Origin of the sequence: Saccharopolyspora sp. 7B (assembly GCF_020177435.1) — a bacterium.
Classification (GTDB): Bacteria; Actinomycetota; Actinomycetes; order Mycobacteriales; family Pseudonocardiaceae; genus Saccharopolyspora_C; species Saccharopolyspora_C gregorii.
In genome coordinates, this window is record NZ_JAIUKC010000148.1 from 1 (window position 1) to 10,953 (window position 10,953).

Below are 10,953 nucleotides of genomic sequence, written 5' to 3' on the forward strand. Positions count from 1 at the left end.
GTTCCGCGGGCCCATAGGGCGTACGCCGCCCCCCCCCCCCCCCCCACCACACCCCCTGGCTCTCCCTTCTCGCGCATGCCCCCCCCCCCCCCGCGCGGCCCCCCGGGGCCGGCCCCCCCCCACACCCGGGCGTCAGCTCCCGGTGCGGCGTCCCTTCCAGGACGCGGTCCCGCTCAGCACCCGGACCGCCCCGTCCAGCAGCACCCCGCCGAACAGCGCCCCGGTGAACGGGGCCAACGGCGCCAGCTCCGGCCCCGCCCGCATGTAGCGCGCGGTGTGCGCGTGCGCGACGCCCTGCGCCACCCAGCCGATCACCCCGGCCGCGGCCAGCAGCGGTCGCCGCCGCCGGACGCCGACCCCGAGCGCGACTGGTGCGGCCAGCGACAGCGCGACCTGCCCGAGCCCGCCGCCCAGCAGGACCGGCACCGACTGCCGGGTACCGGCCACGAAGCTCTTCCGGAACGACGCCCAGCCCTGCGCGAACGGGTCCATGCCGGTGGTCGTCACGTGGTCCAGCCCGTCCACCAGCCGCGTGACACCGCCGTGGTCGCGGACCGAGGTGGCGAGCGCGACGTCCTCGTTGCGCAGCCCGGCCATCGACTCCCAGCCGCCGATCTTGTCGTAGTGCGAGCGGCGCAGCAGGATGCAGTGCCCGATGGCGAAGGCCTTGGCGCCGCGTCCATCCGGCGCGGCGTTCTCCCCGATCAGCTGCAGCCCCGGCGGCATCAGCAGCGGCCAGGCCGCCGAGCGCCGCGGCGGCGGCCCGCCCGGCGTGGAGACCAGGTCCGCGTCCACGGCGTCGGCGGTGAGCAGCAGCCTGGCCAGCAGGTCGGGGGCGAGCACCGTGTCCGCGTCGACGAACAGCAGCCACTCCCCCGCCCCGGGCGGCCCGGCCGCCTCGACGCCGACGTGCATCGCGTGCACCTTGCCCGCCCAGCCCGGCGGCGGGCCGTCCACCCGCACCACCCGGATCCGCTCGTCCGCGGCGGCGTGCGCGCGGGCGAGATCCCCGGTCCCGTCGGTGGACCCGTCGTCGACGACCACGACGCGCAGCGCCGCCGGATCACGGTCGGCGTAGGTCTGGGCGCGGATGCCGCGCAGGCAGTCGTCGATCACGGCGGCCTCGTCGCGGGCCGGGACGACGACGGTCACCGCGGCCGGGAACACGCCCGGATCCGGCGGTGCCTCGTGCAGCGGGACCAGCGCGCGGACCTGGCGCACGGTGCGGACGCTGCGGTAGCAGGCCCCCGCGACCGCTCCTCCCAGCAGGGCGGCGGCGACGGCGGATCCTCGGTGAGCCACCGGTCCAGCGTCCCACGAAACGGGCGAAACACCCGAGATCGGCAGGGCGAACACCTCGGGAACGGCACGCGGCCGGCGCTCACCCCTTGGGTTCGGCGCAGCGCTCCAGGAAGTCCGCGATCTCGGCGACCTCCCGCTTGTCGCGCCCCACGTCGCGCACCAGTTGCAGGGCCTCGGTCTCGTCGGCGTCGATCCACCAGCCGTTGACGTCGCACATCGCGACCGCGGCGACCCAGCCGAGCCGCCAGTTGCCCTCCACCAGCGGCCGGGTGCGCACCAGGGAGTCCAGCAGCGCGGCCGCCTTCAGCCACAACGTCCCGTAGGCTGGAACGCCGAGCACCTCGGCCCGCGGCCGGTACGCGGCCGAGTCGAGCAGGCCGCTGTCCCGCACCACCAGGTCACCGCGGGTGACGGCGGTGGCGAGCAGCAGCAGATCGGAAGCGTCGAGGTAGACGAGCACCGATCAATGATCGATCATGCGGGTCCGAGGTCGTCCAGCAATCCCCGGTAGTGCGGCAGCACCCGCTGCACGACTTCGCCGAGCTGCTGGTCCTTGCGCTGCCGGGCCCACCGCTCGGCGAGCGCGGCGCGCACGATCTCCTGCTTGGAGCGGCCTTCGGCGGCGGCGAGCTCCGCCAGCCGAGCGCTCTCCTCGTCGGTCAGCCGCAGCGTCATGGCCATGGACCGGATGGTATCTCGCTGGTACCACCCGGTCCAAGGTGCGCTCGGGTCACACGGCGCCGTACTCGCGGTCCCCCGCGTCGCCGAGGCCGGGGACGATGAAGCCGGACTCGTTGAGCCGCTCGTCGATGCTGGCGGTCACGACCCGCAGCGGCAGACCGGAGTCCGCCAGGTGCTGGACGCCCTCCGGGGCGGCGAGGGTGCAGATCGCGGTCACGTCGGTCGCGCCGCGCTCCACCAGCAGCCGGATGGTGTGCAGCATCGATCCGCCGGTGGCCAGCATCGGGTCCAGCACCAGCACGGGGAGGCCGGAGAGGTCCTTCGGCAGCGATTCCAGGTACGGCGTCGGCTGCAGCGTCTCCTCGTCGCGGGCGAGCCCGACGAAGCCCATCTGCGCCTCCGGGATGAGCCGGTGCGCCTGGTCGGCCATGCCGAGCCCGGCGCGCAGCACCGGCACCAGCAGCGGCGGGTTCGCCAGCCGGTAGCCGGTGGTGCGGGCCACCGGGGTGTGGATCGGCGCTTCGGCGACCTCGGCGTCGCGGGTCGCCTCGTAGATCAGCATGAGGGTGAGTTCTTGCAGCGCTGCGCGGAAAGCCGCGTTCTCGGTGCGCGCGTCGCGCATCGTCGAGAGCCTCGACTTCGCCAGCGGGTGGTCCACGACCCGTACGTCCATGGCCGAGGACAGTAACGGCCGCGACCACCGCGGGCGGCGGCGGAGACCGGCGGATGTGCGCCAGATCCCGCCCGCGCCGGTCCCCGAGGGGCGGGGAGCCGGCGCGGTCGGCGTCACGGGTGCAGGACGACCTTGGTGTAGCCCTCGATCCGCTGATCGAACTTGCGGTAGGCGTCCGGCGCCTCGGACAGCGACAGCTCGTGCGAGACCACGAAGCTCGGCGCCGCCCGTCCCGCGGTGATCATGTCGCGGAGCTGGCGGTTGTACCGCTTCACGTTGCACTGGCCGGTGCCGACGACCTGTCCCTTCTCGAACATCTTGCCGATGGCGACCAGCAGCATCCCCTGCTTGGCGTTCTCGTCCGGGCCGCCGGGGTCGGCGGGCACGTACAGGCCGGGGACGCCGAGCCGGCCGGTGGGCCGGACGGTGTGGATCAGCGAGTTGAGCACCACGGCGGGTTCCTCGGTGCCCGCGTCGGCGGTGTGCGCCTGGTAGCCGACGGCGTCCACGCCCTTGTCGGTGCCCACGCCCTCGGTCAGGTCCTTGATCTGCTCGACGGGGTCGCCCGCGCTGAAGTCGATCGGGATGGCGCCGATCTCCTCGGCCTTCGCCAGCCGCTCCGGGATCCGGTCCACGCAGAACACCCGGGAGGCGCCGCGCAGCAGCGCCGAGTAGGCGGCCATCAGGCCGACCGGCCCGGCGCCGTAGACCGCGCAGGTCTCCCCCGGCGACACCTGTGCGAGCTCGCAACCGTGGTAGCCGGTGGGGAAGATGTCGGCGAGCAGCACGTAGTCGGCTTCCTTGCTGGAGTCCGGCGGCAGCACCAGGCAGTTGAAGTCGGCGAACGGCACCCGCAGGTACTCGGCCTGCCCGCCGGTGTAGGGGCCCATCGCGACGTAGCCGTAGGCGCCGCCCGCGAAGCCGGGGTTGACCGTGAGGCAGAACGCGGTGTTCCCGGCCGTGCAGTTCGTGCAGAAGCCGCAGGCGACGTTGAACGGCATCACGACCCGGTCGCCGCGGTTCAGGCCGACGACCCCGTCCCCGACCTCGTCGACGATGCCGAGGTTCTCGTGCCCGAACACGATGCCGGGTTCGGCGGCGGTGCGGCCTTCGTACATGTGCAGGTCGGATCCGCAGATCGCGGTGGAGGTGACGCGCACGATCACGTCGTTGGGGTGCTGGACGGCGGGTCGGTCGACTTCGTCGACGGTGACTTCGAACGGTTCTCGGTAGACCACTGCCTTCATGGGGAACCACCTCCGGAGTACCGGTGTCCGGTGCGCACCGTGCCGAGGTGCGCGCTGCTTCCGGATTACCCCGCACCCCACGACCTAGCGTCCTCCTTTCGAGTGGGGAGGTTGCGATTCCGGGACGAACCGGGAATCCGCACCACCCGCACCACCCGGTTGGCTAGGTTCACCGGCGGACGTGATCGACGGCGCGAACCGGGGGTGGCGCGTGCGGCCGGACGACGAGCATCGGCAGGACCCGCTGCGGTCGCCGGCGAGGCCAACTTCACCGTCACGCTGGAGTGGGAGCCGAAGGACTCCTGAACGGCCGGTGCGGCTCTCGGAGGGATCGAGGTCGGCGCCCCGCTGACCTAGACTGCGCGGCATGGTCGAACCACTGGACGGTCCGCGCACCGGCGCGCTGCCGCCGGAACTCGCCGAGGTCACCCGGGACGAGCGGTCGCTGCGGCGGTTCCTGCACGGCCTGCCCGGCGTGGACCAGGTGGGGCTGGAGCAGCGCGCCGCGGGACTCGCCACCCGCAGCATCAAGAAGGACGCCAAGGCGTGGGCGATCGACACCGCGATCGGCATGGTGGACCTGACGACGCTGGAGGGCGCCGACACCGAGGGCAAGGTGCGGGCGCTGGCGGCGAAGGCGCGCCGGCCGGACGCCGAGCACCCGGACGTCCCGCCGGTGGCGGCCGTCTGCGTGTACCCGGACCTGGCGGCGACCGCGGTGGCGGCGCTCGCGGGTTCCGGCGTGGGCGTGGCCTCGGTGGCGACGGCGTTCCCGTCCGGCCGCTCGGCGCGGCGGGTGAAGCTGGACGAGGTGGCGCTCGCGGTGTCCGCCGGAGCGTCCGAAGTGGACATGGTGATCGACCGGGGCGCGTTCCTGTCCAGGCGCTACGGCCAGGTCTTCGAGGAGGTCCAGCAGGTGAAGGCGGCCTGCGGCGACGCGCACCTGAAGGTGATCCTGGAGACCGGCGAGCTCGCCACCTACGACAACGTGCGCCGCGCCTCCTGGCTGGCGCTGCTGGCGGGCGGCGACTTCATCAAGACCTCCACCGGCAAGGTCTCGCCCGCCGCGACGCTGCCGGTGACGACGCTGATGCTGCAGGCCGTGCGGGACTGGCGGGACCGCACCGGCGAGCCGCGCGGGGTGAAGCCGGCGGGCGGCATCCGCACCACGAAGGACGCGATGCGCTACCTGGTGGCGGTGCGCGAGGTCGCCGGGCCGGAGTGGCTGACCCCGGCGCTGTTCCGCTTCGGCGCGTCGAGCCTGCTGGGAGATCTGCTGATGCAACGACGAACGCAACGCACCGGCCACTACGCGGCCGCGCACCACGTGGCGGTGGACGCATGAGCGGCTGGGAGTACGCGCCCGCGCCGGAATCGGCGGCCGTGGCGAACCTGCACGACCGGTACCGGATGTTCGTGGACGGCGAGTTCACCGACGGCGCCGGCACCCCGCTGACCACGCTCAACCCGGCCACCGGCGAACCGCTCGCCGAGGTCGCCACCGCCGCTCAGTCCGATGTGGACACAGCGGTGCGGGCGGCGCGGCGCGCGTTCGAGCGGACCTGGGGCCCGATGCCGGGCGCCGAACGCGCGAAGTACCTGTTCCGCATCGCCCGGCTCATCCAGGAGCGCGGCCGGGAACTCGCCGTGCTGGAGACGCTGGACAACGGCAAGCCGATCAAGGAGGCCCGCGACTCCGACATCCCCACCGCCGCGGCGCACTTCTTCCACCACGCGGGCTGGGCGGACAAGCTCGGCTACGCCGGGTACGGCCCCGAGCCGCGGCCGCTGGGCGTCGCCGCCGGGGTGATCCCGTGGAACTTCCCGCTGCTGATGCTGGCGTGGAAGATCGCCCCCGCGCTGGCCTGCGGCAACACCGTGGTGCTGAAACCGGCCGAGACCACGCCGCTGTCCGCGCTGGTGTTCGGCGAGCTGTGCCAGGAGGCCGGGTTGCCGCCCGGCGTGGTGAACGTCCTGCCCGGGGCGGGTGACGTGGGCGCCCAGCTGGTCGCGCACCCGGACGTGGACAAGGTCGCGTTCACCGGTTCCACCGCGGTCGGCAAGGAGATCCAGCGGACCCTCGCCGGAACCGGGAAGAAGCTCACCCTGGAGCTCGGCGGCAAGGCCGCGAACATCGTGTTCGACGACGCGCCGCTGGACCAGGCGGTGGAGGGCGTCGTCGGCGGCATCTTCTTCAACCAGGGCCAGGTGTGCTGCGCCGGATCCCGGCTGCTGGTGCAGGAATCGATCGCCGAGGAGCTGCTCGGCAAGCTGCGCTCGCGGGTGGAGCTGCTGCGGGTCGGCGACCCGCTGGACAAGAACACCGACGTCGGCGCGATCAACTCGGCCGAGCAGCTGGCCCGCATCACCGACCTCGTCGCAGCCGGGGAGGCCGAGGGCGCGACCCGGTGGAGCAGCTCCTGCCCGCTGCCGGAGCGCGGTTTCTTCTTCTCCCCCACCGTGTTCGGCGACGTGCAGCAGTCGATGCGCGTGGCGCGGGAGGAGATCTTCGGCCCGGTGCTGTCGGTGCTGACCTTCCGCACCCCGGACGAGGCGATCGCCAAGGCGAACAACACCCCGTACGGCCTGTCCGCGGGCGTGTGGACGGAGAAGGGGTCCCGCGCGCTGTGGGCGGTGCAGCGGCTGCGCGCCGGCGTGGTGTGGGCCAACACGTTCAACCGGTTCGACCCGACCGCGCCGTTCGGCGGCTACCGGGAATCCGGGTTCGGCCGCGAGGGCGGCCGCGCCGGTCTGGAGGCATACCTTGACGTCTGAGCAGCACGAGACCGGCCGGGTCGCGGTGGCCAAGACCTGCAAGCTCTACGTCGGCGGGAAGTTCCCCCGCTCCGAGTCCGGCCGGGTGTACCCGGTGCGCGACGCGGCGGGCGCGCCGCTGGCGAACGTGGCGCACGCCTCCCGCAAGGACCTGCGGGACGCAGTCGCGGCCGCGCGCGGGGCGTTCCCCGGCTGGTCCGGGGCCACCGCCTACAACCGCGGGCAGGTGCTGTTCCGCATCGCCGAGGTGATGGAGGGCCGCCGCGCCCAGTTCGGCGCGGACGTCGCCGCCGCGGAGGGCCGCGGCGCGGACGAGGCCGCGGCGGTGGTGGACGCGGCGATCGACCGGGTGGTGTGGTTCGCGGGCTGGACGGACAAGATCGCGGGCGTGCTCGGTGCGGCGAATCCCGTCGCCGGGCCGTACTTCTCGTTCAGCGTGCCGGAGCCGAGCGGGGTCGTCGGCGTCCTCGCCCCGCAGGATTCCTCGCTGCTGGGTCTGGTCAGCGTGCTCGCGCCGGTGCTGGCGACCGGCTGCACCGCGGTCGTGGTGACCAGCGCCGAGCGCCCGCTGCCCGCGGTGACGCTGGCCGAGGTGCTGGCGACCTCCGACGTGCCGGGCGGGGCGGCGAACCTGCTGACCGGGCGGGCCGCGGAGCTCGGTCCGTGGCTGGCCGCGCACGGCGAGGTGGACGCGCTCGACCTCAGCGGCGCGGACGCGGAACTGCGCCCGGAGCTGGAGCGGGCGGCGGCGGGCACCGTGAAGCGGGTGCTGCGCGCCGGCCGGGGTGCACCGGACTGGACGGCCGCGCCCGGCCTGGAGCGGCTGCGCGCCTTCACCGAGGTCAAGACCACCTGGCACCCGGTGGGCACCTGACCGTCCGCCGCGAAGTGCGGTGCCCGCCGACCCCGCGCCCCGGACGATCGGGGGCCGGAACGATCTCGCGGACCGCGCCCGGGCGCGCGGGCGTCCAGCCCCGCGCACCCGGCCGGTGCTCCGCTCAGGCCGGGGGAACGACCCGGCCGCGCCGGATCGCGACGACCAGCACCCGGACCGCACCCGCGAGCAGCACCGCGCCGAGCGCGATCGCCGCCCAGCCCGGCAGCTCGAACAGCACGGGCCCGTCGCCGAGCAACCGGTCGACCACGTTCGTACCGGCGATGGCGAGCAGGCCGGCGACCACCGCACCGGCCAGGTACCAGCGCCTGCCGCGCAGCGCGGTCCCCGCGCGGAACGCCGCCCCGACGGCCACCACGATCAGCAGCAGCATCCACACCGCTCCGACCAGGTCGGCGAGGACGACCGGCGCGGGCCCGCGGAATCCGTCGACGAAGAACTCCAGCCCGAACAGGGTCAGCGCGGCGGTGCCGAGCGCGCCGCCGAGCACGGCGGGCCGGGACTGCTTGGCGGGGTCGCCGTCGAGCTGCGCGGCGACGCGGGCGGCGTACTCGCGCGGGGTGCCGAAGGCCTCGACCGGATCTTCACCGGATTCGGCGAGGTGCGTCTCGACCTCGGCGAGCACGTCTCCGACGCGAGCGCCGGAGATCTCGTGCATCCGCAGCGCGATCAGCAGCTCGTCCCGGTACTTCTGGGCATCCACCGTCATCATCCCGTCCCCCGTTCGATCACCGAGCTCGCGTTCTTCGCGAACTCCGTCCACTTCGGTCCCTGTTCGGCGAGCACCGCGCGCCCCTGTTCGGTGAGGGCGAAGAACTTGCGGCCGGGGCCGCTCTCCCCCGCCCGCCACTCGGTGCTCAGCAGTCCGTCGGCGGCCAGCCGGTTGAGCAGCGGGTACAGCGTTCCCGCTTTCATGTCCGGCAGTCCAGCCTCGGCGAGTCGTTGCAGCAGCAGGTACCCGTAGCCCTCCCCGTTCTCGGCGAGCAGCGCCAGGACCGCCAGGTCGAGGACGCCGCGCAGCCATTGGGTCTGCCGCGCGTCGGGCTTCTTGTCAGGCACAGCGACAAAGTAACACCAACTAGTAGGCGTTGCAAACTAGTAGGTCGGCAGCGGGCACGTCCGGGAGAGAAGAAGAACCGCCCACCCGGGGCGATCCGGATGGGCGGTGGTTCGACGAGCTGTCCGCACCGGCGGCAACCCCGCGCCCCCGACCGGAGCGCGGAGAACCGGTGGCGTCAGCGGATCTGCCAGTCCAGCCTTCCGTCCTCGGTGACCGTCGGATGGCTGTGCCCGGCGGGCGCCCCCTCGGTCAACGAGCGGTGCACGTCCGAGAGCATCGCCGAGATGCCGCGCCACTCCGGCCGTTGCACCTGACCCGCCTCCTGCTCCCACTCCAGCACGCACCCGCGCATCGGCCCGGGGCGCAGATCGACCACCAGCTCGTCGGCGAACCCGTCCCCGGCGATCGGGATCCACGCCGGGTGGTAGCTCGATCCCGGCGAACCCGCGTAGTAGTCGCACGCGGGCCGTTCCCACTGCGCCGCCCAGGTCTTGCGTTGCCCGCTCCACACCTCCCACGCGCGCTGCGCGCTGTAGGGCGTGTAGAACGGCGGCAGCACGTCGGCGAGGACGTCACCATCGGTCCCACCGCAGGTCGACCACCACTCGCGCAGCTCCTCCGGCAACCGGATCTCGAATTCCGCCTCCAGTTCGGCGAAATCCGGCGGCGGGGAGGGCGGGAGCAGGGCCGCTGCGGTCACCGGTGCGTGCTCACCCAACCAAAGCACGATTCTCGTCCACAGCTCCGTGACATCCATTCGCACCATGATCGACGGGCCCGCGGGAGGCCGGTACCGCCAACCGTGATCACGCACCCGGCTCACCTCGGACGACCTGCCGGCGGGTTCGGTTGCGAGCGCGCTCGACGTGGTCGATACGGTGGGCAGCCCGACCGGACGGCAGGCGTGCGGCGGGGAACCCGTAGGCTTCGCGGACGTCTGTTCGGCGACCGGAGGTAGGAAGATGGCGCAGGACATCGTCCCCATCGAACTGGGGCTGCCGCAAGGCGATGTGGTGACCCTGTGGGCACCGCGCTGGCGGGAGGACGGCGAGGAGTGGGAGGCGTTCCTCGGCCACGAGGAAGACCTCTACGCCTTCCCGGACGCCGCGCGACTGGCCGCGTTCGTGCGCACCGCGCGGGAGCACGACCTCGACGACCATCCGGCCTGGCACGTGGTCCCGGCGCTGTCCGCGGTCGAGCTGAACCCGGACGAGGATCACCAGTTCGACCTGGTGGGCGTGCCGGAGCTGGTCGCCGACACCCCCGACGTGTGGACGATCAACGAGCTGCACGACATCGTGGAGATCGCCCGCTCGCTGGCCGACGTGTGCGAGCTGGACACCGTGCACGAAGTCCTCGACGCCGCCGACGGCTTCAGCCTGCTCGACCAGGGCACCCTGGTGTTCACCGGCAAGGACGGCCAGAAGCGCTGGTCCGAGCTGTGCGCCGTGGTCGCCGAGCGCTGGGACGACCTGCTCGACGCCCTCGACGCCGTGGTGGCCACCCCGGAGGTGCCCGCGGACGCGGTCGCCACCGCCGAGACCGAGCTCGCCGAGGCGCTGGAGCACGACGAGGCCGAACGCGCCGAGGCCGACGACGACTCCGATGTGGACCCGGTGGACGAGGACGCCGAACCCGGCTTCTGGGGCGAGATCGGCATCGACCCGATCCGCATCACCACCGCGCAGGGCGAGTTCTACTCGCTGCGCTGCTACCTGGACGACGACCCGGTGTTCCTCGGCTCGGACGGGCGCATCGACGTGTTCGGCTCGCCGCGCGCCCTGGCCCGCTTCCTCGCCGAGGACGCCGCGCTGGAGGACAACGACCTGGCGCGGGTCGCGACCTGGCCGCAGGTGACGCAGAAGGCCACCGGCGGCGAGCTGGAGGTCGAGGTCGAGGCGGACAACGACTACGTGCTCACCGGGCTGGACGAGGACCTCGCCGCCGGTCCGTCCGAAGTGGACCCGAACCAGCTGGACCTCGCCGAGGAGCTGCTGCTGGACGCGGCGACGTGGGCCGGGGACAAGACCGTGGACGAGGCGCTGCAGCCCTCCGAGCTGCTCGGCTGGCTGGTCTCGTTCGTGCTGCGCCCGAACCCGAACCGGATGCCGCCGAGCCCGCCGTTCGACGACGAGGTCGCGGCCTGGCGCGAACTCGTGGTCCAGTTCGAGGACGAGCGCCTGCGCAAGCACTGACCGAGCACAGCGGAACGGCCCCCCCCCGGGGGGGGGGGGCGGGGCCCCGGTTCCGGGGTTCGCTCAGCCGAAGCGGCCGGAGATGTAGTCCTCGGTGGCCTTCTGGCTGGGGTTGGAGAAGATCC

The 10,953-nt window shown here is 73.2% G+C and carries 12 protein-coding genes; 4 read left to right on the forward strand and 8 right to left on the reverse strand.

What is annotated here, in order from left to right:
• Positions 1-132 precede the first annotated feature (132 nt).
• From LCD33_RS21950 to LCD33_RS21970, 5 genes are all read right to left on the reverse strand, one after another.
• The gene (locus LCD33_RS21950; RefSeq protein WP_224955915.1) at positions 133-1,302 is read right to left on the reverse strand and encodes a glycosyltransferase family 2 protein; all 1,170 of its coding nucleotides are present in this window, start codon (positions 1,300-1,302) and stop codon (positions 133-135) included.
• 79 nt (positions 1,303-1,381) lie between these two features.
• A complete protein-coding gene (locus LCD33_RS21955) occupies positions 1,382-1,762 on the reverse strand; it encodes a type II toxin-antitoxin system death-on-curing family toxin (protein ID WP_224955916.1) in 381 nt (126 codons plus the stop codon).
• Between the two features lie 14 nt (positions 1,763-1,776).
• Positions 1,777-1,983 carry a type II toxin-antitoxin system VapB family antitoxin gene (locus LCD33_RS21960; protein ID WP_224955917.1) on the reverse strand — a complete coding sequence of 69 codons (207 nt, stop codon included), beginning with the start codon at positions 1,981-1,983 and terminating at the stop codon, positions 1,777-1,779.
• A 49-nt stretch (positions 1,984-2,032) separates the two neighbouring features.
• Positions 2,033-2,656 (reverse strand): uracil phosphoribosyltransferase, encoded by a 624-nt coding sequence (gene upp, locus LCD33_RS21965; protein ID WP_224955918.1) that lies wholly within the window; start codon positions 2,654-2,656, stop codon positions 2,033-2,035.
• 113 nt (positions 2,657-2,769) lie between these two features.
• Positions 2,770-3,903 (reverse strand): glutathione-independent formaldehyde dehydrogenase, encoded by a 1,134-nt coding sequence (locus LCD33_RS21970; RefSeq protein ID WP_224965980.1) that lies wholly within the window; start codon positions 3,901-3,903, stop codon positions 2,770-2,772.
• A gap of 367 nt (positions 3,904-4,270) precedes the next feature.
• On the opposite strand from LCD33_RS21970, the gene deoC reads away from it, so the two are divergent.
• The 3 genes from deoC to LCD33_RS21985 are packed head-to-tail and all read left to right on the forward strand — an operon-like array spanning position 4,271 to position 7,552.
• Positions 4,271-5,248 (forward strand): deoxyribose-phosphate aldolase, encoded by a 978-nt coding sequence (gene deoC / locus LCD33_RS21975; RefSeq protein ID WP_224978226.1) that lies wholly within the window; start codon positions 4,271-4,273, stop codon positions 5,246-5,248.
• Positions 5,245-6,678: an aldehyde dehydrogenase family protein gene (locus LCD33_RS21980; RefSeq protein ID WP_224978227.1), complete on the forward strand. Its 1,434-nt coding sequence runs from the start codon at positions 5,245-5,247 to the stop codon at positions 6,676-6,678. Before deoC ends, LCD33_RS21980 begins: the two co-directional genes overlap by 4 nt.
• Positions 6,668-7,552, forward strand: a complete 885-nt coding sequence (locus LCD33_RS21985) for an aldehyde dehydrogenase family protein (RefSeq protein WP_224965982.1) — start codon at positions 6,668-6,670, stop codon at positions 7,550-7,552. The genes LCD33_RS21980 and LCD33_RS21985 overlap by 11 nt, the downstream gene beginning before the upstream one ends.
• A 124-nt stretch (positions 7,553-7,676) precedes the next feature.
• On the opposite strand, the gene LCD33_RS21990 is transcribed toward LCD33_RS21985, so the two are convergent.
• The 3 genes from LCD33_RS21990 to LCD33_RS22000 form a co-directional block, all read right to left on the reverse strand.
• Complete coding sequence (locus LCD33_RS21990) at positions 7,677-8,282, reverse strand: hypothetical protein (protein ID WP_224955923.1); 606 nt, start codon at positions 8,280-8,282, stop codon at positions 7,677-7,679.
• Positions 8,282-8,632: a PadR family transcriptional regulator gene (locus LCD33_RS21995; RefSeq protein ID WP_224955924.1), complete on the reverse strand. Its 351-nt coding sequence runs from the start codon at positions 8,630-8,632 to the stop codon at positions 8,282-8,284. The genes LCD33_RS21990 and LCD33_RS21995 overlap by 1 nt, the downstream gene beginning before the upstream one ends.
• A 176-nt stretch (positions 8,633-8,808) precedes the next feature.
• Entirely contained in the window at positions 8,809-9,333 is a 525-nt protein-coding gene (locus LCD33_RS22000; protein ID WP_224955925.1) for an SMI1/KNR4 family protein, read from the reverse strand.
• A 262-nt stretch (positions 9,334-9,595) separates the two neighbouring features.
• Between LCD33_RS22000 and LCD33_RS22005 the strand changes: the two genes are divergently transcribed.
• Positions 9,596-10,828, forward strand: coding sequence for a primosomal protein (locus LCD33_RS22005; RefSeq protein WP_224965983.1), 1,233 nt, complete (start codon positions 9,596-9,598; stop codon positions 10,826-10,828).
• Positions 10,829-10,953 lie beyond the last annotated feature (125 nt).

Bases quoted from the DNA above. Each gene is read 5' to 3' on its own strand.
- LCD33_RS21960 (WP_224955917.1), bottom strand. From the start codon at position 1,983: ATGGCCATGACGCTGCGGCTGACCGACGAGGAGAGCGCTCGGCTGGCG.
- deoC (WP_224978226.1), top strand. From the start codon at position 4,271: ATGGTCGAACCACTGGACGGTCCGCGCACCGGCGCGCTGCCGCCGGAA.
- LCD33_RS21980 (WP_224978227.1), top strand. From the start codon at position 5,245: ATGAGCGGCTGGGAGTACGCGCCCGCGCCGGAATCGGCGGCCGTGGCG.
- LCD33_RS21990 (WP_224955923.1), bottom strand. From the start codon at position 8,282: ATGACGGTGGATGCCCAGAAGTACCGGGACGAGCTGCTGATCGCGCTG.
- LCD33_RS22005 (WP_224965983.1), top strand. From the start codon at position 9,596: ATGGCGCAGGACATCGTCCCCATCGAACTGGGGCTGCCGCAAGGCGAT.
- LCD33_RS21970 (WP_224965980.1), bottom strand. From the start codon at position 3,903: ATGAAGGCAGTGGTCTACCGAGAACCGTTCGAAGTCACCGTCGACGAA.
- upp (WP_224955918.1), bottom strand. From the start codon at position 2,656: ATGGACGTACGGGTCGTGGACCACCCGCTGGCGAAGTCGAGGCTCTCG.